Origin of the sequence: Candidatus Pelagibacter sp. RS39 (assembly GCF_002101315.1) — a bacterium.
Classification (GTDB): domain Bacteria; phylum Pseudomonadota; class Alphaproteobacteria; order Pelagibacterales; family Pelagibacteraceae; genus Pelagibacter.
Window position 1 is genome coordinate 521,682 of record NZ_CP020777.1, and the last position, 20,897, is coordinate 542,578.

The window sequence follows — 20,897 nt, forward strand, 5'->3', positions numbered from 1 at the left end:
AAAGCTAAAAGAATTAATGTTTTCACTTTTATCTGATTATTGCTTTGACAGATCCTAATTTTTCAATTCTACCAGTGTATAGTCCTTTACCAATTGGAACAACTCCTACAGTGGATCCTGTAAAGACATAAAAATTTTTATTAAGATTTATTTTGTCTTTTCTTATTTTATTCAAAACAAACCTTAATGAATTCAATGGGTTAACAAAAACAGCATTAGTGTTTCCGTTAATATTTTGTTTTGTTTTTTTATTATTTATATTTGTTTTTAAATTTCCAATATTTATTTTTTTGTATTTTTTCTTTTGACCTATCAAAAATTTTACATTTGCTCCAAAATCGCTACATAAATCTCCAAATGAGGTTATTCCTTTTTTTCTCTGCCTGTAACCTACAATTTCAATACAAGGAGCCATATGAGAAATAAATTTAGAGATATTTTTCATTGTAACCACTACTTTAGAATTAAAAAAAGATCTTTTAATTAAATAGCAAACCTCTAACTCAATTCCAAAAGTAGTTTTACTAATCTTTACACTTTTACCGCTTTTCAAAAAGTTATCTTTATAAACGGATGCATAAAATGGTTCTTTCTCTTTTAATTTTTTCATCACTGGAATTCCAGTTCCCCCAGCCTTGTAACCAATAATAGGTTTTTTAACTTTACTTTCGCAAATTATTCTAAATTTATTCGCCTCAGTTAGCTTTTTTGTAAATTTTCTAGGCAATGGTGCGATAATCTTATTCTTAAGAAATGCTTTTACTAATTTATTTGAAGTTCTTTCTATTAATGTGCTCATATATATTTAAATTAATCTTTTAATTTTATATGTAAACTATATTTTATGATCCAAAGTTTATCAAACTAAAACCAGCTATAAAAAAAACTATCAACCAAACCACACCCTTTATTAAAAAAAAAGTGAATCCTCCAATAAGAATATATTTACCTAATTTACTTTTTGATAATAAATTTTTAAGTTTAGTCATCATTTAAATAAAATTTGTTAATTCAATAATGACATTGGATCAAGTCTAGTTTGAAACCAATTTACTCTAAAATCTAAGTGTGGACCTGTGGATCTACCTGTAGAACCCACTGTTCCTATTATATCTCCTTGATTGATTTGATCACCAACTGATACCATTACATTTTCTAAATGAGAGTAAATTGTGGAAATCCCATGTCCGTGATCCATAATAATTGTCCCACCAGTATAATAAAGATCATCCTCAGCCATTGTTACAACCCCAGACGCTGATGATTGAATCATTGTTCCTTTTTTCGCTGCTATATCAATTCCATAGTGAGGCCATTTTGGTTTACCATTTAAAATTCTCTGGCTTCCATAAACACCACTGATAATTCCTTTAACAGGCATAATGAATTGATTTTTAAAAAATGGTAAATCAGAATTTATTGCTCTAGCTTTACCAATTCTATTATTTTCTTCTTTTATTCTTTTATAAACCGACTCAGGTGGTGTCACTTTACTTTCCTCTAAGCCATCAATTTTTTGAATATTGTATTTTCTTTTAAGAACTTTTTTTATAATCTTTTCTTTTTTTCCATTTGTAATTTTAGTAATAGTTAAATCAAATTTTCTATCTCTATCGATACCAAAAACAAAATAACCATCCTTAGAAACTTTTACTTTTTTTTTATCAATAATTATTTGAGATGAAGGATCTGTTATTCCTATAATATAATGACCTTGTAAAAATTTTCCTTTAAACTCGATAGCATTTATATGTGTAGATATAAAAAAAATTATAAAAAAAAATAATCTTGATATTATTTTGCTGTCCATCCGCCATCAACTAATAAAGAAGTTCCAGTAATCATTGATGCTGCATCAGAAGCAAGAAATACAGCTGCACTTGCTACATCTGAAAGTTCAGCAAATTTTCCTAAAGGAATATTTCCCAAAACCTCTTTTTTAAACTTTTTACTTTTCAAAAATTTACTTGTCATTGGAGTTACAACAAAAGTTGGGCAAACAGTATTTACTCTTATGTTATATTTGGCTAAATCAATCGACATTCCTTTTGTCAGACCCTCTAAACCAAATTTAGTCATATTATATACACTCCTAATAGGACCACCAACGTGACCCATTTGAGAGGACATATTTACAATCGCTCCTCCAATTTTTTTTCTATTTTTAGTTTTAATCATTTTTAAAGCACACAATTGTGCAAGATTGAAAGTTGCCATCGTGTTTATCTTTACCAAATACTCCATATTTTTAGTCTTAACTTTTGTAAAATGTTCAGGAATATTATTGCCCGCATTGTTAATCAGTATATCTATTTTAGATTGTTTATTTATTATTTCTTTGATTTGATTATAATTTGTGATGTCACAAACATAAGATTTACATTTTGACTTTGTCTTTTTTATTTTTTTTGAGACTTCATCCAAGTCTTTTTTTGTCCTACTTATAATGATTAAATTTGCACCACCTTCAGCAAGCGCTATGGCACAAGCTCTACCAAGCCCTTTTCCGGCTCCTGTCACGACTGCAGTTTTATTTTTTAAATTATAGTTTTTTAAGTACATTATAAAAATAATATTTTAATATCAGTATAAATCAATTCAATAGCAACGATTAATATTGCTAATAATCCTGCCCATGCAATCCATTTATATTTTTTTATCCAGTTTGATATTAATGTTGCTGCAGTTGCCATTAGTATAATTGATAAAACAAGACCAAAAATTAATAAATAATAATGGTCTCCAGCTGCTCCAGCAACTCCTAAAACATTATCTAAACTCATAGTAAAATCTGCCAATAAGATTGTCCAAATAGCTTTTAAGAAACTTGAATTATCAATTTTAATATCATTTTCATGATCCGAACCTTTTATGACATCAACATATAGTTTATAGACAATGTAGAGAAGAAGAAGACCACCAATTAATCTTAAACCTGTAATTTGTAATAAATAAGCGGTTAATAAAGTTAAAATTATTCGTAAGACAACCGCTCCACCTATTCCCCAAAAAATGATTTTTTTTCTTTGCTCTAAAGGAAATTTTGATGCAACCATTCCAATTATGATCGCATTATCACCTGCTAAAACAAGATCGATCAAGATAATTTGTGTTAAAATTGTAATTTGTTCTGGAGAAATAAAATCAGCAAACATTAACTTCTAAGTATCATATCAGCACCTTTTTCTGCAATCATTATTGTTGGTGCATTCGTATTACCTGAAGTGATGTTTGGCATAATTGAAGCATCTATTACTCTTAAGTTTTGAATACCTTTGACTCTAAGTTTTTCATCAACAACTGCCATATTATCCTGTCCCATTTTACAAGTGCCAACAGGATGAAAAATTGTTTGAGTAAAATCTGAACCAGCTTTAACTAATTCTTCATCGTCGGTTATATGAACTCCAGGTCTATATTCTTCTGGCTCATATTGTCTGAATGTTTCGGTTTCTAGCATTATTTTTCTTACAATTTTTAATCCTTGAGCTGCAACTTTTCTATCATCATCAGTAGATAAATAGTTCATCTTAATTTTGGGGTAAATTCTACTATCACTGCTCACTATATTAATTTCACCTCTACTTGTAGGTCTAACATTAGCAACAGTTGGAGTAATTCCTTCAAAATCATGCATTGGAGTTACACCTAATATATCTGTACTGACAGGAGATACATGGAATTGTAAATTAGGAGTAGCTCTTGAGGGATCACTTTTAACAAACCCACAAACTTGACTAGCTCCCATTGTGACAGGGCCACTTTGATTAAGCAAATATTCAAGTCCCATTAAAAATCTTCCAAATAAACTTTCAACTTTTCTATTTAGAGATTTTAAATTTTTGACTTTATAAACTGGCCTAAACATTAGGTGATCTTGTAAATTTTTACCAACTCCATTTGATTCATGAACAATCTCTATTCCTAAGTTTTTAAGTTTATTAACTTCACCAATTCCAGATACTTGTAAAATATGAGGAGATCCAATTGATCCTGCAGATAAAATTACCTCTTTATTTGCATTTACGGTATTAATTTTTTCTCCAGTAAAATAATTAACACCTATAGCTTTTTTACCTTCAAAATTTATTTTTTGAACATGTGCATTGGTGATAATTTTTAAATTAGATCTTTTTTTTACAGGATTTAAATATCCTTTTGCAGCACTACATCTAAGTTTTAATCCTACTTTATTAAAGTTTGTGGTGAATTGAAAAAAACCTACACCAAAATTATTACCAGTATTGAAATCATTTGTTTTAGGTATTCCGTATTCTTCAGCTGCATTTTGAAATTCATCAAGTAATTTCAAATTAATTTTTTTATTTGCTACAGTAATTGGACCACTATCATTATGAAATTCACTTTTTCCTAATTCATTATTTTCTGATTTAAGAAAATAGGGTAAAACATTTTCCCAGCTCCAACCAGTATTACCGAGTTGTCGCCATACATCATAATCTTCTTTTTGACCTCTAATCCACAAAAGCCCATTAATCGAGGAGCTTCCACCTAAAGTTTTTCCTCTAGGATATCTAATCGATCTATTATTCATTGTTTCATCAGGTTCAGTTTTAAAACACCAATCAACTTTTGGATTATGCATAGTTTTAAAATATCCAACTGGAATATGTATCCATGGGTAATTATCTTTACCACCAGCTTCAATTAACAAAACTTTATTTGATGGATTTGCAGAAAGTCTATTAGCAAGAACGCAACCAGCAGATCCTGCACCAACAATAATATAATCGAATTTTTCCATTAGTAGTTGAATCGTTTTTTAGTTTAAGTTATTTAAAGCTTTTACACTCATATTTATCAATTGTCACTTGTATGAGGTTTGTTTTTCTGATTGTATGCGACAAGTTAAATTTAATTAACAAGAGGAATAATAATGAAAAAAATCATTTCAATGTTGTTTGCAACAATTTTAGTACTTGGATTTGTTTCTAGTGCTAATGCTGCAAAAACACTAAAATGTCAGACAGTTCTTAACACTAAAGCTGATGAAGTTAAGATGTTAAAGGACTTTACTGACACAGTAACAGAACTAACATCTGGCTCGTTAAAATTTGAAATTTTACCAGCAGGTGCAGTTGTGGGAGTTAAAGAAACTCTTGATGCTGTTGACAAAGGTTTGATTGATTGTGGATTCGCATGGACTCACTATTGGTCAGGTGATCACCCTGCTGCAATGTTATTTGGTTCGCCAGTAGCTGGTGGTGGAGTTGGTATTGACAACTTAGCGTTTCTATCATGGTTTCAATATGGTGGTGGTAAAGAATTATACGACCAGCTTTGGAAAGAAATGGGAAGAGATATCAAAGGATTTATGCTTCAACCAGTTGGTCCAGAAGCTTTAGGTTGGTTTCCAAAACCAATTAAAGATATGGCTGACTTTAGAAAATATAAATTCAGAACTCCTCCGGGAATTCCAGGACAAACTTATAAAGACATTGGTATAGCATCTGTTGCAATGGGTGGTGGAGATATTCTACCAGCTCTTGAAGCAGGAACTATTGATGCCGCAGAATGGTGTTGTCCTAAACCAGATTTAACATTTGGTTTCCAAAAAGTATTAAAGCACTATTACCTACAAGGTCTACACCAAGTAGTAGTAAATGCTGACTTTTATATTACTGGAAAAACTTATAATGCGATGAGTGCTCATGAGAAAAAGTCTCTTGAAGTTGCAGCTAATGCTTCATTAGCTAAATCTTTAAGTTACAGAATCTATGAAAATGGAAAAGCATTACAAGAACTAACTACTAAGCATGGAGTAAAATTAGAAGACACTCCATCAGACTACTTTACAGAGTATATGGCAGCTGCAAAAGCTACATTGAATAAAAACGCTGAGAAGAATAAATTCTTCAATGAAGTTTATACTTCAATGAAAAACTTTGCTGATGTTGCTGTTCCTTTCTGGAGTGGTGCTCAAATGTCTAATGCGAAGCTAGGAATGGCTCACGCTGCAACATTAAAGTAATCAGTAATTAATCTTGATTTTTTAGAGCGGACTTTTACAGTCCGCTCTAATTTTTTTAACTAGAATTTTATGGCAGAAGAACCAGGTAAACTCGATATTTCAGATGAAATGATTGCCGAAAGGCGGGGTGGTTCTGGTAAAATGCCAACTGACATGCCATCATGGATGGCTAAATCAATTGTTAACATTGATAAATTTAGTAAGTGGATTGGTAATATTGTTTGCTGGATATTGATGCCACTAATTTTTGCAATGACTTACGAAGTTCTTGCAAGAAAATTATTCTTAGCACCAACAATATGGGCTTACGATATAAGTCGTTTCCTTTATGGGGCATTGTTTATGCTAGGAGCTGGCTACGCACTTTCTCGAGGTGTACATATCAGAGCAGACTTTTTATATAGAAATTTTAAAACAAAAACTCAAGGTATAATCGATTTTTGGTTATACTTATTATTTTATTTCCCGGGTCTTTTGGTTTTTCTTTATATGACGATCGGATTTGTAGAAGAGTCTATCAGAAGAGGTGAAAGAGGAATGGATACAACATGGATGCCTTTTATGTGGCCGATAAAAACTTGTTTGTTAATCGGAATTATTTTTTTACTTATTCAAGGTTTCTCAGAATTACTAAAAAGTTATTGGGCAGCTAAAAAAGGTGAATGGCCAGGAGAGGAAAATAAGCAATGATAGCTGAGTTAATTGATCCAGCAATTTTAGGTTTTATTCTCGTCGGTGTAATGCTTTTTGCAATCTTCGTAGGGTTTCCAATTTCATTCACCTTAATATTTCTAGGATTTGTTTTTGGATATCTTGGATTTGGAAAATTGGTTTTTTATTTAATGACGCTTCAATTTTCTATGGTAATGACCGAACAAACCCTTGCCGCCGTACCGCTCTTTGTGTTTATGGGAATAATGATGGAACAAGCTGGATTAATGGAAAGATTATTTTCAGCTTTTCAATTAATGCTAGCAAAGGTCAAAGGATCACTATATTACGCAGTTTTGTTTGTTTCAGTAATTTTTGCAGCAGCCACAGGTATTGTAGGTGCATCAGTAACTATTCTTGGAATCATGGCTGCAAAGTCAATGAATAGATCAGGTTATGATGTTAAGTTAGCAGCAGGTACGATCACTGCGGGTGGTACTCTGGGTATTTTGATTCCCCCAAGTATTATGCTTGTTGTTATGGGCCCTATAATGGAAATCCCAGTAATAGATTTATTTGCTGCTGCAATTTTGCCTGGAATACTTCTTGCAAGTTTATATGCAGCTTACACAACAATAAGATGTATGATTAATCCTAAGTTAGGACCAGTATTACCTGATGATATGAGAGCTGCCAGCATGAAAGAAGTTTGGATTGAATTTTTTCTTGGCTTGGTTCCTCCTGCAGCTTTAGTTTTTGCAGCTTTAGGAAGTATATTGTTTGGATTTGCAACTCCAACGGAAGCAGCAGGATGTGGTGCAATGGGAGCATTGCTACTATCTTTAGCTTATAAGAAATTATCCCTTTCTAAGCTACAAGAAGCTTTAGTAAAAACTTTAGAGATAACAGCTTTAATCATGGTTTTAGTTGCTGCATCAAATTTTTTTGGTGCGGTTTTTGCAAGACTAGGAACACCAACTTTGCTTACTGAATTCTTATTAGGATTAGAAATGAACAAGTACTTAATTCTTGCAATGATAATGGTCATGATTTTTTTATTAGGCTGGCCATTAGAATGGGTTCCTATAGTAATGATAATAGTTCCAATTATTTTGCCTTTAGTAGAAGCATTAGGATTTAATCTAACTTGGTTTGCAATATTAGTTGCAGTAAACCTCCAAACCGCCTGGCTTTCTCCACCAGTAGCTTTATCTGCATATTTTTTAAAAGGCGTTGTTCCGGAATGGGATCTTAAAGATATTTATTATGGAATGATGCAATTTATGGTCTTACAAGTCATTGGTTTAATATTAATTATTATATTTCCTCAAATTGCTCTTTGGTTACCAACTCTCTTATATGGACAGTAGAAACTTTAAGTTTTATATTGTTTAAGTGAGTCCTCAAAATTTTAAAAAAAATCTTACTAATTGGGATTTGGTTACGGTAAATCCAAATGATAAAAACTGGGACTGGAAACTTTTGTTTTGCTTTTGGGGTGTAAACATTCAGAGTGTTATAGGCTTCTCATTAATTACATCTCTTTATTTAATTTATAATCTCAATACTTTTGTTGTATTTTTTGGAACAGTATTGGGATCAATATTAGTCTATCTTTTTTCTAATTGGATAGGAAAACCATCTCAAAAACACGGACTACCTTTTATTGTTCTATTAAGGTCATCTTTAGGTGTTACAGGAGCTAAATATTTTGGCTTGATAAGATTTTTAGTTGGAGTTTTTTTATTTGGTATTCAAACATATTTTTTATCAAAAGCTTTTAGTTATTTAATTCGAATTGCAATTTTTTCAATTGAGCCTGATATACTTGATCAACAAATTTTCCTAACATTTTTACTGGGTATGAATTTAATTGACTGGATAGCAATTGTTATAGCAATTATTTTTCAGGGTTTTTTATTTAGCTCTGGAATGAATTTGAATAAAAAAATTATTACTACTTCAGCTATTGCAGTTTATTTAGGAATGTTATTATTTTTTTTATCAGTTTTACTTAGTGATGTTAAATTTACCTCTCAAGCTTTTTTAAATGTATTAAATACAGAAAATTTTATTGATAAGAATAATTTAGGTCCGTTAATAACTGTGACCAGTACAGTGTTTGCTTATTTCTCAGTTGTAATTTTGAGTTTTGGTGATTTTTCAAGATATGTAAAAAATGAAAGCCAGCTTAAAAAAGGGAATCTAAGTCTGATATTAAATTTAATAATCTTTTCTTTTTTCGCTTTGTTTATTGTTTCAGGCATGGATGCATTTTTAAAACAAGATTCAGAAAATTTAACTAGAATACTTACAAATCCAACAGACATTCTTGGAAAATTAGATAATTTGTTACTGATAATTTTAGCTTTAATTTTTATAATTATTGCCTCTGTCTCAACAAATTTAATAGTAAATTTTATTCCATCTCAGTACACCTTGATCAATTTTTTGCCTTTTTCTTTATCTGTAAAAAGTGCAGGATTTATAATAACAATAATAGGTTTTATAGTCGGAATATTTTGGTTAACTTTTCTAAGTCAAGTTGGTGCATTATCTTTTATTGATACATTTGGAGCTTTTTTTGGACCCCTTTTTGGAGTAATGATTTCTGATTTTTATTTTATTCAAAAGGGCAAGTTAAATAATAAAGATATTTATTCTTTAGAGAGTAATGGGATTTATTATTATAGTGGAGGATGGCATATAAAAGCAATTTACTCTGTAATTTTGGGTTTTATTTTTTCAGCTTCAACTATTTGGAATACTAATTTGATGTTTCTTCAATCATTTTCTTGGATTATAGGTGCCTTTGTGGCTGCTCTTACTTATTATTTATTAGCCAAAGAATAAATTATGGACAAAATTACCTTTGATTTTAAAAACAGAACTGCAATTGTTACAGGAGGTGCTCAGGGATTTGGTTTTGATATCGCCAAACGTTTTTTAAAATCTGGTGCAAAGGTGATAATATGGGATAATGATCCCAAAGCTATAGAGTCAGCCATAAAAAAAATAAATAATTCAAATTTAAGTTCAAATGTGGTGGATGTATCTAATTATGAAGAAGTTGAAAAAAATGTGAAAGAAATCGTAAAAAACTCCAATATTGATATTTTAATAAATAATGCAGGCATAACTGGTCCCACAGCCACTCTTTGGGAATATGACATAGAAATGTGGAAAAAAGTTGTAGAAATTAATCTGATGGGAACTTTTAATTGTTGCAGGTCGATAGTGCCAAATATGATTAAAAACAACTACGGAAGAATCGTAAACGTAGCCTCAGTAGCTGGAAAAGATGGAAATGCCAATGCCAGTGCTTATAGTGTTGGAAAGGCAGGAGCAATAGGTTTAACTAAATCATTAGGTAAAGAGCTTGCAGATAAGAATATTGCTGTAAATGCAGTGACTCCAGCAGGAGCAAAAACTAGAATTTTGGATCAAATGACCAAAGAACATGTTCAAAGAATGCTATCAAAAGTGCCAAGAGGAAGATTTTTAGAAGTTGAAGAGTTTACCTCATTAATTTGTTGGCTTTCTTCTGAAGAGAATACTTTTTCAACAGCAGCTGTCTTTGATATTAGTGGTGGTCGTTCTACTTATTAACTTCCGGGTTTTTGCTCAACTATTTTGATATTATTCATTTTAGCTCTACTAAACTTGATATCTTTAGACAAAACTGGTGCAAAAATCATTATAGACCAGTAAATTATGAGTATAAAAGCGGATATTGTCTTCATATTATTTATATAGAACTAAATATTGAGTTTTGAATGTTTAAATTTTGTCTAAATAATGTATTAAGAATTTTTTTTAATTTTTTATGAAAATTTTTTTAAATATTTTAATCATCGCCATTTTATCCATTAACTTGTCCTCAGCAGATGAATTACAAGTCTTTGATTTTACTGAGACAGAGCTCGCAAGTCTTCAAGTAAGAAAGGTAAGAGGGGCTGACAATAAAACACTTTATACCGTTGGATCAAATGATAATGGGAATTATTTGAAATCGGTTGCTGATAATGCTGCCTCTGGCCTAGGAAAAGAGGTCAAGATAAACCTCAATAAGACCCCATTTATAAATATTACGTGGAAAATTGAGAAGGATCTGTCAGGAATTAAAGAAAACACAAAAAAAGGGCACGATTATGCTGCAAGGGTTTTTGTGATTAAAAAAACTGGCGCCACACCATTATCAAATAGAGCTATTAATTATGTTTTCTCAAGTAATAATGAGGTTGGGTCAAATTTCCCAAGCCCATATACAAAGAAATCGATAGATAATGTTTTAGCTAGTACAAAAAATAACTTAAATGAATGGGTAACAGTCAAAGCTAATGTAAAAGAGGATTTTAAAAGATTGCACGATCTTGATGTTAATGAGCTTGATGGACTTGCTATTATGTCAGATACAGATAATTCAAAAATGAAATCTATCGCATATTTTCAAAATATATATTTTTCAGCAAATTAATTTATTTTTTGCTATAATTTCGTATGCATGAGAATTTTTTTCACACTTTAAAGGTTTATTATGAGGATACAGATGCTGGTGGTGTCGTATATTATGCTAATTATTTAAAGTTTTTAGAAAGAGCAAGAACAGAAGCTCTTCATTCAATTGGGTACAGTAACCAAAAAGTGAAAAAAGATTTCGGTTCATTAATCATAGTTAAAGCTTGCAATATTGAATATAAAAAACCTGCAAATCTCGAGGATCAACTAACAATAAGATCTTTTGTTAAATCTATTACTAAAACATCTTTTTTTATGAATCAAATAATTACCAAAGGTGATGACATTATAGTTGAGGCACAAGTTCATTTAGTTTTTATTAATGATTTAGGTAAACCAGTAAAAATACCTGATGAAATTTACTCAAAATTTAAACCTTATTTTTGTGACACTATTAAAACTTAGCTATTTTCTTTGCTTTAATAAGCAATTGGTTAATCATAGTAGTCGTTACTAATTTTGTATTTACATTTCTTGGACTTGGGTGGTAACAGGCAATCAAAACTTTATTATCTGGTAATAGATATTTATTTCCGTGTTTAAATTCAAATTTTTTGTCAAGCTTAAACTTTTTTTTATAAATTTTTAAACAATTATCAAATGCAACTTTTCCTAAAGTAACGATCACTTTAAGATTTTTCAAATTTTCAATTTCGTTTTCAAAATAATTTGAACAGCGATTTAATTCTTTAGTTTCTGGTTTATCTCCTGGAGGAACACATTTAAGAATATTAGTTATGTAAGTATTATTCAATTTTAAATTATCATTCGCTTTTTCTGAAAAATCTTGATTTGAAATTCCTGTTAAAAATAAACTCTTAAATAAAAAATTTCCTGATTTATCTCCTGTGAATGCTCTTCCCGTTCTTGTTCCACCATGAGCAGCAGGCGCAAGACCTAAGATCATCAATTTTGCTTTGTTATCCCCAAAGCCTGGGACTGGCTTTCCCCAGTATTTCTGATTCTTGTTTTGTTTTCTTTTTTGTATTGAAATTTTTTTGATAAAACCAATAAGTCTTGGACATTTTTTACATTTAATAATTGTATTATTTATTTTTTTTAATTTAATAGTCATTTATGAAACTTATAAAATTTTTTTTTATTATTTTTATAACTTTACCTTCGTCGATTAAAGCAGATTTAAATCAAGAATTATATTTAGAATTAAAAAAAGGTGATAAACTTATATTTATTAGACATGCATATGCACCAGGTGGTGGAGATCCTGAAAATTTTGATATTAATAATTGTGGTACACAAAGAAATTTGAGTGAGGAAGGAAGAGAACAAGCTAAAGAAATTGGAAATTTTTTTTTAAAAAATGATATTCCTATTTTCAAAGTTTTTTCAAGTGAATGGTGTCGCTGCAAAGATACTGCTAAATTAGCTTTTACAAATTTTGAAACAAAGGATTTCTTAAATTCCTTTTTCAGCGCAAAGTTTGCGAAAAATAGAGACAAACAAATGTTAGATTTGAAAAATTACGTTGATAAATTTAAAGGTGATAAAAATTTAATTTTTGTCACACATTATGTAGTAATATCTGAAGCTTTAGATTATGCTCCTTCATCGGGCGAAATAGTTATTGCAGATAAAAATTTTAATAAAATTGGTAGTATAGAAATAGATTTTTAATGTTATGTCATCAAAGCGAGCAATGAAACAAGCACAAAAACAAGCTTACGCTAAACATAGAAGCAATATTACTAATAATAGATTTGGAAATAGAAAAAAAAATTCTTCTAAGAAGAATAAAAAAAGTTAACTTTCTTTTTTAAATTTTTCAATTTTTTTACAAGTAGAAATTTTTGATATTCCCTCTTCATCATTAAGAACGGTTTTCATGAAGATTTCTTGTTTGTCTTTTTCAAAAAGAATTTGAGTGTAAAATTGAGGATAACCATGTTTATGAGTAAGTATTTTACCATCTTCTTCATAAATATTTCGTACATATGAATTTGATTTTTTAATACTTAAATCAGTTAGTCGATATTTTTGATATGTTTTTTCCTTGTATACATAATTTCGAGTCATAATTAATTCGTCTAGATTTAAGATGTATTCATTCTTTAAAAATTCATCCTGTTTATCGTCACATTTGCTCATAATGATCATTTCTGATTTGAGGCTTTGGAAAGGTATTATTGTTAATAAAAGAGAAAATAAAAATCTAATTTCTCTCATCTTTTTCAGTAAAAAATAAAGCAATTAAAAGTAAAGCTGTCCATCCAAGTCCAAGTAGTCCTTTGATAATATTGGTATCAGCACTCCATAAATCCAGAAATATAGCCCCAAGAATTATACCAAGTACGTAAACTATAATTGCGATTGAAGTTTTACTCATTTAATAAATTTCTTTTAAAGAGAGAGATACCATTTTTAATTTTATAAGTATAGGACTCTTTAAAACTTTCTAGTTGCCAACCAGTCAATCTTTTTTTAATAGTTTCAAGATTTTCTTTTTTCCATTCGGTAGTTGTATCTTCAAGTTTCCAAATTTTTTTTTCTTCATTGTTTCTTCCACACCCATAACAATAGCCTGTTTTTGGATCGGTTTTGCAGATACTTATACATGGAGAAACAATCATAATAATATTATAGAGTAAAAATTATTAAATTTACAATAATTGTCGTTGGACAAATAGTTTCAATCATATATAAAACCACTTGAATTTGTGGGGCGATGGCGGAATTGGTAGACGCGTCGGTCTTAGGAACCGATAGAGCAATCTGTGAAGGTTCGAGTCCTTTTCGCCCTACCATTAATATATTATGAAAGTTACAGTAGAAAACAAAAAAGGTCTTAATAAAGATATAAAAGTTTTCATCGATAAAAAGACTATGAATTCTTATATGGATGAAAAATATGAGGAAATTAAAGGCACTGTAAATCTAAAAGGTTTTAGACCAGGAAAAGTTCCAGTAGAAGTTTTAAAAAGACAGTTTGGTAAAGCAGTGTTTAGCGAAGTATTAGACAAAGTTTTAAAAGACTCAACCACAAAAGCTTTAGAGGAAAACAAAATAAAACCTGCAGGACAACCAAAGCTGGATCTTAAAACTTATGGTGAGGATAAGGATCTTGAATATATTATTTCTGTTACAGAGTTTCCTAAAGTTGAATTAAAATCTATAGAAAATATTAAATTTGATGAATACACGGTTAAAATCGATGAGAGCGAAACCGACAAAAGAATTAAAGAGATAGCTAAAAATACACCTAACTTCAAAGATGCTCCACCTGAAACAAAAGCAAAAGAAGGTGATTTAGTATCTTTTGATTACACAGCTACAGTTGATGAAAAATCATTTAAAGGAGGGGAAGGAAAAAATACTCAATTAACTTTAGGTAAAGATTTATTTTTAAAAGGTTTTGATAAACAATTGGTAGGCGTTAAAAAAGATGATCAAAAAATTGTTGAAGCTACTCTACCCGAAAATTTTCCTGAAAAAGAGTTAGTAAAAAAAAAAGCAAAATTTAATTGTAAAATTTTATCAGTCAAAATTTCAGAGGAAGTAAAAATTGATGATCAATTTGCAAAAAATCTAGGGGCTAAAGATTTAAAAGATTTAAAAACTCTTATTTCAAAACAAATTAACGATGAATATAAGAACTCACTAGACAGATTATCTAAAAACCAAATTCTTAAAGAATTAGAGAAATTTAAAGTAGATGAAATTCCTCAAAATTTAGTTGATGAAGAAGTAAAAGTGCTCTCTCAAGGAATGACTGATGAAGATAAAAAAAAAAGTAAAGATAATTTTGAAGAGATAGCAAAAAAAAGAATTAAAGTTGGTTTAATATTAAATGAATTTGGTGAGCAAAATCAGATAAAAGTATCAGAACAAGAATTACAGGCTGAAGTTCAAAAACAAATAAGAATGATGCCTGGTCAAGAAAAAATGGTAATGGATTTTTATCAAAAGAATCAATCAGCTCTTGCTAGCTTAAGAGGAACAGTCTATGAAGAAAAAATTTTAAATCTTGTGAAACAGAAAGCTAAGTCAAATAAAAAAGAGGTTTCAAAAGAAGAAGCCGAAAAAATATTAAAACAATCTCAAAATCAAGATGAAGGAACAGAACAAGCCTCAAAGAAAAAAGTTGAGACTAAAAAAAAAGAGGTAAAAAAAACCTCGCCAAAAACTAAGTCTCCTGCCAAAAAAACAAAAAAAGTTAGCAAAAAGTAATCTCAAGTTGTATAAGTAATACGAATCAACTTTATGAATAATAAACTGTTAGAACACATGAGTAGCTTAATTCCAATGGTTGTTGAGCAATCAAGCAAAGGTGAAAGAGCTTATGATATTTATTCGAGGCTATTAAAAGAAAGAATTATTTTTTTAACTGGTCAAATAAATGACAATGTTGCTTCATTAATTACAGCTCAATTATTATTTTTAGAAGCAGAGGATCCAAAAAAAGAAATTTTTTTATATATTAATAGTCCAGGCGGACTTGTTACTGCAGGTTTAGGTATTTACGACACCATGCAATATGTAAAACCAGATATTTCAACTTTATGCATTGGACAAGCAGCCTCAATGGGATCTTTCTTATTATCTGCAGGAACAAAAGGGAAAAGATTTTCACTTCCAAATTCAAGAATTATGGTTCATCAACCATCTGCGGGATTTCAAGGACAAGCTACCGATATTGAAATTCATGCTAATGAAGTGCTTTCTTTAAAAAAAAGATTGAATGAAATATATTCTAAACATACTGGCAAATCTGTGGATGAAATTAAAACTGCTTTAGAAAGAGATAATTTTATGACTGCGGATACAGCCAAATCTTTTGGCTTAATAGACTCTGTAGTAGAAAAAAGATCTTAGAACACCACATATAGATTATATAATCCAAAACTTGATTATTGGGAGTCATCTATAATAAAGTATTGATATTGATTCGTTTAAAATTTTATGAATACAAATAATAAAAATATTCTTTACTGCTCTTTCTGTGGCAAAAGTCAACATGAAGTCAGAAAACTAATTGCAGGCCCAACTGTATTCATCTGTGATGAATGTGTAGAGCTTTGCATGGACATCATAAAAGAGGAAAACAAAGACACATTTGTAAAACATCAAGATGGATTACCATCTCCAAAAGAAATTTGTACTGTTTTAGATGACTATGTTATTGGTCAGTCTCATGCAAAAAAAGTTTTATCAGTAGCTGTTCATAATCATTATAAAAGATTAAATTATGAAAATAAGACAAGTAAAAATGTAGAGCTTGCAAAATCTAATATACTTCTGGTTGGTCCAACTGGATGTGGAAAAACATTATTAGCACAAACGCTGGCTAGAATTTTAGATGTTCCATTTACAATGGCAGATGCAACAACTTTAACTGAAGCAGGTTACGTAGGAGAGGATGTAGAAAATATTATTTTAAAATTGTTACAAGCAGCAGATTATAATGTTGAAAAAGCCCAAAGGGGAATTGTGTACATTGATGAGGTCGATAAAATTAGTAGAAAATCGGAAAATCCATCTATTACAAGAGATGTTTCTGGTGAAGGTGTTCAACAAGCTTTGTTAAAGATAATGGAAGGGACAATTGCAAGTGTACCTCCTCAAGGTGGTAGAAAACACCCCCAACAAGAATTCTTACAAGTTGATACTACAAATATTTTATTTATTTGTGGTGGAGCATTTGCGGGACTTGATAAAATTATTTCTCAGAGAGATAAAGGAACATCTATCGGTTTTGGAGCAGATGTTAAGAATATACAAGATAAAAAAACTGGCGAGTGGATGAAGAACTTAGAGCCCGAGGATTTGCTTAAATATGGATTAATACCAGAGTTTATTGGTAGATTACCTATGATTGCCACTCTAGAAGATTTAGATGAAAAATCTTTAATTAAAATACTGCAAGAACCAAAAAATTCGTTAACAAAACAATATCAGGAGTTATTTAAACTAGATGGTGCAAAATTAATATTTAAAGAATCTGCACTTAAAGAAATTGCAATTAAGGCAATTAGCAAAAAAACAGGAGCAAGAGGTTTAAGATCTATTTTAGAAAATATACTTCTTAAAACAATGTATGATTTACCGAGTCAAGAAAATATTGAGGAGGTAATTGTTGATTCATCAGCAGCTAAAGGACTGTCGCAGCCTATTATTGTTCATTCCAAAAAGGATGGCAAATCCAAAACTACTAAGACAACAGCGGCTTAATAACCCTAATAACTTGTAAAAAGGTATTGCAAAAATAATTTTAATATCCATATTGATTTTATGGACGTAAAAACTTCTTCACCGTTATTGCCACTTAGAGATATTGTGGTTTTTCCTAGCATGGTAATTCCACTTTTTGTTGGAAGAGATAAATCAATCTCTGCTCTAAATGAGGTGATGAAAAAAGAGAAAAAAATAATTTTAGTAACTCAAAAAAATTCTGAAATCGATGATCCTAAGAAAACAGATATCTTTATGTATGGATGCGAAGGTAGCATCTTACAACTTTTGAAACTTCCAGATGGAACAGTTAAGGTTTTGGTTGAAGGTATTCGAAGAGTAAAAATTATTGATTTTAAAGATAATGAAAAATTTATTACTTGTGATTTTACACCTCATAATGATGTGATAGATGGAGATGAAGATTTGTACCCATTAGCTGTAACAGCAATCAGAAGAATGGAAAAGTTAACTTCTATAAATAAAAAAGTTTCTAGTGAGACTATTAATACAATTAAACAATTAAAAGACCCATCTCAGATTGCGGATAACATTGCTTCACACATCACAGCAACAATTTCAGAGAAACAACAAATCTTTGAGACTATAGATGTTAAGAAAAGATTAAATGCAATCATAAAAATAATGGAAAATGAGACAAGCATTATTGGAGTAGAAAAAAGAATTAGAGGAAGAGTTAAAACTCAAATGGAAAAAACTCAAAGGGAGTATTACTTAAATGAACAATTGAAAGCTATCCAAAAAGAGTTAGGAGAAATTGAAGATGGCAAAGATGAGAACACAAGTTTAAATAAAGCTATTCTTAAATCTAAAATGCCAAAAGATGTTGAAAAAAAATGTCTTCAAGAATTAAAAAAATTAAAAAACATGAGCCCGATGTCAGCAGAAGCTACCGTTGTAAGAAATTATCTAGACTGGATGATAGATCTTCCTTGGCATAAAAAAAGTGATGTTGTTATAGATCTAAAAAAAGCACTTGAAGTTTTAGATAAAGATCATTTTGGTTTAGAAAAAGTTAAAGAGAGAATTATCGAATTTTTAGCAGTCCAAAAAAGAATGGATAAAATTAAAGGCCCTATTTTATGCTTAGTAGGACCGCCTGGCGTTGGAAAAACATCTTTAGGAAAGTCAATTGCTAAAGCAACAAATAGAGAATTTGTAAGAATGTCAGTTGGTGGAATGAGAGATGAAGCTGAAATTAGAGGTCACAGAAGAACTTATATTGGTTCTTTACCAGGTAAGATTATTCAAATGATGAAAAAAGCTGGAACTAAAAATCCATTAATACTTTTGGATGAAATTGATAAAGTTGGAAATGATTATAGAGGAGATCCTTCCTCAGCTTTATTAGAGGCTTTAGACCCAGAACAAAATACGACTTTTAATGATCACTATCTAGAAGTTGATTATGATTTATCTGATGTAATGTTTGTGACTACAGCTAATACATTAAATATTTTACCTCCATTATTAGATAGAATGGAAGTTATTAGATTAGCAGGCTACACAGAAGATGAAAAAATAAATATTGCAAACAAATATCTTCTTCCAAAACAAATAAAAGACAATGGGGTGAAGGAAAAAGAAATGAATTTGGGTGATAATATTATAAAAGAGGTAATTAGAAGTTACACAAAGGAGTCTGGAGTAAGAAATCTTGAGAGAGAAATTTCTAAGTTAGCAAGAAAAGTAGTTAAAAAAGTTGTTGCTGGAGAGGAAAAAGAAGTCAATATTAATACAAAAAATCTACCAGACTTTTTAGGAGTTCCTAAGTTTAAATCAGGTGAGTTAGAGTCTGAAAATAGAGTGGGTATAGTAACAGGATTAGCCTGGACTGAGTACGGTGGTGAGATTTTAAAAATAGAGACAGTAACAATGCCAGGTAAAGGCCGTATGCAAATTACTGGTAAGCTTGGTGATGTCATGCAAGAGTCAGTTAAAGCCGCAAAATCATTTGTTAGATCAAAATGTTTAGAATATGGAATAATTCCTCCATTATTTGAGAAAAAAGATTTTCATATTCATGTTCCTGAGGGAGCGACTCCAAAAGACGGACCGTCTGCTGGAATAGGAATGGTTACATCGATAGTTTCATCAATTACCAACATTCCAGTAAAAAGAGATGTAGCTATGACTGGTGAGGTAACTTTGACAGGTCAAGTTTTACCGATAGGTGGACTAAAAGAAAAGCTATTAGCAGCTCATAGAGCGGGTATAAAAGAAGTTTTAATTCCAAAAGAAAATGAGAAAGACCTTGTAGATATGCCTAAAAAGATAATCGATGAGATCAAGATCACACCAGTTGAGTTTGCAGATGAAGTTCTAAAAATTGCTTTAACGAAAGAACTTAAAAAGACAGAATGGGTTGAGGTTGATATTTCTAAAAAAGACGACAAATCTCAAGCTAGCATTCAATAATTCCAGATATTATCTAATTTTGGGCCCAGAATTTTTTTTCGTACTAAGCTAATTTATTGACTAGATCTATATTCATATTTTAGGTAACTTATTTATATAAAATAACAACTAAGGGAAATAAATATGAATAAATTAAGTAAAATAATTATAGTTTTATTATCATCTTTATTCTTAAGTTTTGCAGCTAATTCAGTTGAAGTAAAATTTGGACACGTAGGAAAACCGGGTTCATTATTTTCTGCTTCAGTGGATCATTTTGCTAAACTTGCTAATAAAAGATTAGGCAGCAAAGGTAAAGTAACTGTCTTTGGTTCTTCGCAACTTGGAAAAGATAAGCAAGGTATGCAAAAACTAAAATTAGGTACAGTTAATATGTGGTTACCATCATCAGTAATGGCTTCTATCCATGACGAGTTTGGTGTTTTTGATATGCCTTTTATTATTAAAGACAGAAAACACATGGCTAAAGTTGAAAAAAATGTTTTACCAGGAATGTTTAAAAATCTTGAAGATAAAACAGGTTACAAAGTTATTGCTGTTTGGGAAAATGGTTTTAGACATATAACAAATAATACTAGACCAATTAATACTCCAAATGATTTAAAAGGAATTAAGTTAAGAACTCCTAAATCAAAATGGAGAGTTAAAATGTTCCAATCATATGGTGCAAACCCAACTCCAATGTCTTTTTCTGAAGTATTCACTGCTTTGAAAACAGGTACTATGGATGGACAAGAAAACCCATATGCTCAAATAGCTAGTGCTAAATTTCAAGAAGTTCAAAAATATTTATCAATCACAGGTCACGTTTATACTCCTGCTTATGTAACTGTTCATAAGGATCACTGGAATAAACTTCCTGCGGATGTTCAAGATATTTTAGAAAAGGCTGCTAAAGACACTCAAAAATTTGTCTACAAAGAAGCTGCTAAACTTGAAAAATCTTTATTAAAAGTAATTAAAGATGCTGGTGTCCAAGTTAATGAAGCGGACAAAGGTGCTTTTATTGCAGCTAGTAAAGGGATTTACGATCAGTTTGGATCAGAAGTTCCTACTGGTGGTGCTTTAGTTAAAAAAGTATCATCTTTAGCAAAATAATATAGTTTATTAT

The 20,897-nt window shown here is 30.3% G+C and carries 24 protein-coding genes and 1 tRNA gene; 15 read left to right on the top strand and 10 right to left on the bottom strand.

Features of this window, described 5'->3' with window-relative positions; translation table 11 throughout:
* Positions 1-28 precede the first annotated feature (28 nt).
* Genes B5L73_RS02790 through B5L73_RS02810 form a run of 6 tightly spaced genes read right to left on the bottom strand, consistent with a single transcriptional unit; the run spans position 29 to position 4,765 of the window.
* Positions 29-799 (bottom strand): fumarylacetoacetate hydrolase, encoded by a 771-nt coding sequence (locus B5L73_RS02790; RefSeq protein ID WP_085147599.1) that lies wholly within the window; start codon positions 797-799, stop codon positions 29-31.
* A gap of 43 nt (positions 800-842) precedes the next feature.
* A complete protein-coding gene (locus tag B5L73_RS06425) occupies positions 843-992 on the bottom strand; it encodes a hypothetical protein (protein WP_198150128.1) in 150 nt (49 codons plus the stop codon).
* A gap of 14 nt (positions 993-1,006) precedes the next feature.
* Positions 1,007-1,810, bottom strand: a complete 804-nt coding sequence (locus B5L73_RS02795) for a M23 family metallopeptidase (RefSeq protein ID WP_085147600.1) — start codon at positions 1,808-1,810, stop codon at positions 1,007-1,009.
* The gene (locus tag B5L73_RS02800) at positions 1,795-2,562 is read right to left on the bottom strand and encodes an SDR family NAD(P)-dependent oxidoreductase (protein ID WP_085147602.1); all 768 of its coding nucleotides are present in this window, start codon (positions 2,560-2,562) and stop codon (positions 1,795-1,797) included. Before B5L73_RS02800 ends, B5L73_RS02795 begins: the two co-directional genes overlap by 16 nt.
* Positions 2,562-3,155 carry a TerC family protein gene (locus B5L73_RS02805; protein WP_085147604.1) on the bottom strand — a complete coding sequence of 198 codons (594 nt, stop codon included), beginning with the start codon at positions 3,153-3,155 and terminating at the stop codon, positions 2,562-2,564. Before B5L73_RS02805 ends, B5L73_RS02800 begins: the two co-directional genes overlap by 1 nt.
* On the bottom strand, positions 3,155-4,765 hold the full coding sequence (locus B5L73_RS02810) for a GMC family oxidoreductase (RefSeq protein WP_085147606.1): 1,611 nt from the start codon (positions 4,763-4,765) through the stop codon (positions 3,155-3,157). The genes B5L73_RS02805 and B5L73_RS02810 overlap by 1 nt, the downstream gene beginning before the upstream one ends.
* 132 nt (positions 4,766-4,897) lie before the next feature.
* Between B5L73_RS02810 and B5L73_RS02815 the strand changes: the two genes are divergently transcribed.
* The 7 genes from B5L73_RS02815 to B5L73_RS02845 all read left to right on the top strand — a co-directional run bounded on the left by B5L73_RS02815 (position 4,898) and on the right by B5L73_RS02845 (position 11,566).
* Positions 4,898-5,992 carry a TRAP transporter substrate-binding protein gene (locus B5L73_RS02815; protein WP_085147608.1) on the top strand — a complete coding sequence of 365 codons (1,095 nt, stop codon included), beginning with the start codon at positions 4,898-4,900 and terminating at the stop codon, positions 5,990-5,992.
* Positions 5,993-6,061: 69 nt separating this feature from the next.
* On the top strand, positions 6,062-6,682 hold the full coding sequence (locus B5L73_RS02820; protein ID WP_085147610.1) for a TRAP transporter small permease subunit: 621 nt from the start codon (positions 6,062-6,064) through the stop codon (positions 6,680-6,682).
* Positions 6,679-8,013, top strand: a complete 1,335-nt coding sequence (locus B5L73_RS02825; RefSeq protein ID WP_085147612.1) for a TRAP transporter large permease — start codon at positions 6,679-6,681, stop codon at positions 8,011-8,013. The genes B5L73_RS02820 and B5L73_RS02825 overlap by 4 nt, the downstream gene beginning before the upstream one ends.
* Positions 8,014-8,038: 25 nt before the next feature.
* Complete coding sequence (locus B5L73_RS02830; RefSeq protein ID WP_085147614.1) at positions 8,039-9,496, top strand: cytosine permease; 1,458 nt, start codon at positions 8,039-8,041, stop codon at positions 9,494-9,496.
* Between the two features lie 3 nt (positions 9,497-9,499).
* A complete protein-coding gene (locus B5L73_RS02835) occupies positions 9,500-10,252 on the top strand; it encodes an SDR family NAD(P)-dependent oxidoreductase (RefSeq protein WP_085147616.1) in 753 nt (250 codons plus the stop codon).
* Between the two features lie 217 nt (positions 10,253-10,469).
* The gene (locus B5L73_RS02840; protein ID WP_085147618.1) at positions 10,470-11,120 is read left to right on the top strand and encodes a DUF3047 domain-containing protein; all 651 of its coding nucleotides are present in this window, start codon (positions 10,470-10,472) and stop codon (positions 11,118-11,120) included.
* A gap of 23 nt (positions 11,121-11,143) precedes the next feature.
* The gene (locus B5L73_RS02845; protein ID WP_085147620.1) at positions 11,144-11,566 is read left to right on the top strand and encodes a YbgC/FadM family acyl-CoA thioesterase; all 423 of its coding nucleotides are present in this window, start codon (positions 11,144-11,146) and stop codon (positions 11,564-11,566) included.
* On the opposite strand, the gene B5L73_RS02850 is transcribed toward B5L73_RS02845, so the two are convergent.
* Entirely contained in the window at positions 11,556-12,236 is a 681-nt protein-coding gene (locus B5L73_RS02850) for a uracil-DNA glycosylase (protein ID WP_085147622.1), read from the bottom strand. The two genes, B5L73_RS02845 and B5L73_RS02850, sit on opposite strands and share 11 nt — an antisense overlap.
* Before the next feature lie 2 nt (positions 12,237-12,238).
* Here B5L73_RS02850 and B5L73_RS02855 point away from each other — a divergent pair, with 2 nt between their 5' ends.
* Both B5L73_RS02855 and B5L73_RS06525 read left to right on the top strand, forming a co-directional pair.
* The gene (locus B5L73_RS02855; protein ID WP_085147624.1) at positions 12,239-12,796 is read left to right on the top strand and encodes a histidine phosphatase family protein; all 558 of its coding nucleotides are present in this window, start codon (positions 12,239-12,241) and stop codon (positions 12,794-12,796) included.
* 4 nt (positions 12,797-12,800) lie between these two features.
* Entirely contained in the window at positions 12,801-12,926 is a 126-nt protein-coding gene (locus tag B5L73_RS06525; RefSeq protein ID WP_257788360.1) for a hypothetical protein, read from the top strand.
* On the opposite strand, the gene B5L73_RS02860 is transcribed toward B5L73_RS06525, so the two are convergent.
* From B5L73_RS02860 to B5L73_RS02865, 3 genes are read right to left on the bottom strand one after another with little or no spacing between them, the layout of a single operon-like run.
* Positions 12,923-13,345, bottom strand: coding sequence for a hypothetical protein (locus B5L73_RS02860; protein WP_232309685.1), 423 nt, complete (start codon positions 13,343-13,345; stop codon positions 12,923-12,925). The two genes, B5L73_RS06525 and B5L73_RS02860, sit on opposite strands and share 4 nt — an antisense overlap.
* Positions 13,332-13,505 carry a hypothetical protein gene (locus B5L73_RS06480; protein ID WP_198150129.1) on the bottom strand — a complete coding sequence of 58 codons (174 nt, stop codon included), beginning with the start codon at positions 13,503-13,505 and terminating at the stop codon, positions 13,332-13,334. The genes B5L73_RS02860 and B5L73_RS06480 overlap by 14 nt, the downstream gene beginning before the upstream one ends.
* Positions 13,498-13,749 (bottom strand): DUF1289 domain-containing protein, encoded by a 252-nt coding sequence (locus B5L73_RS02865; RefSeq protein ID WP_085147626.1) that lies wholly within the window; start codon positions 13,747-13,749, stop codon positions 13,498-13,500. The genes B5L73_RS06480 and B5L73_RS02865 overlap by 8 nt, the downstream gene beginning before the upstream one ends.
* An 89-nt stretch (positions 13,750-13,838) precedes the next feature.
* On the opposite strand from B5L73_RS02865, the gene B5L73_RS02870 reads away from it, so the two are divergent.
* The 6 genes from B5L73_RS02870 to B5L73_RS02895 all read left to right on the top strand — a co-directional run bounded on the left by B5L73_RS02870 (position 13,839) and on the right by B5L73_RS02895 (position 20,884).
* Positions 13,839-13,923 (top strand) — tRNA-Leu (locus B5L73_RS02870).
* Between the two features lie 10 nt (positions 13,924-13,933).
* Positions 13,934-15,346, top strand: a complete 1,413-nt coding sequence (gene tig / locus B5L73_RS02875) for a trigger factor (RefSeq protein WP_085147628.1) — start codon at positions 13,934-13,936, stop codon at positions 15,344-15,346.
* Positions 15,347-15,379: 33 nt separating this feature from the next.
* Positions 15,380-15,991 carry an ATP-dependent Clp endopeptidase proteolytic subunit ClpP gene (clpP, locus tag B5L73_RS02880; RefSeq protein ID WP_085147630.1) on the top strand — a complete coding sequence of 204 codons (612 nt, stop codon included), beginning with the start codon at positions 15,380-15,382 and terminating at the stop codon, positions 15,989-15,991.
* Between the two features lie 87 nt (positions 15,992-16,078).
* Complete coding sequence (gene clpX, locus B5L73_RS02885) at positions 16,079-17,347, top strand: ATP-dependent Clp protease ATP-binding subunit ClpX (RefSeq protein WP_085147631.1); 1,269 nt, start codon at positions 16,079-16,081, stop codon at positions 17,345-17,347.
* A 60-nt stretch (positions 17,348-17,407) separates the two neighbouring features.
* Positions 17,408-19,786 (top strand): endopeptidase La, encoded by a 2,379-nt coding sequence (lon, locus tag B5L73_RS02890; RefSeq protein ID WP_085147633.1) that lies wholly within the window; start codon positions 17,408-17,410, stop codon positions 19,784-19,786.
* A gap of 123 nt (positions 19,787-19,909) precedes the next feature.
* Positions 19,910-20,884: a TRAP transporter substrate-binding protein gene (locus B5L73_RS02895; RefSeq protein ID WP_085147635.1), complete on the top strand. Its 975-nt coding sequence runs from the start codon at positions 19,910-19,912 to the stop codon at positions 20,882-20,884.
* The last annotated feature ends 13 nt before the right edge of the window (positions 20,885-20,897 follow it).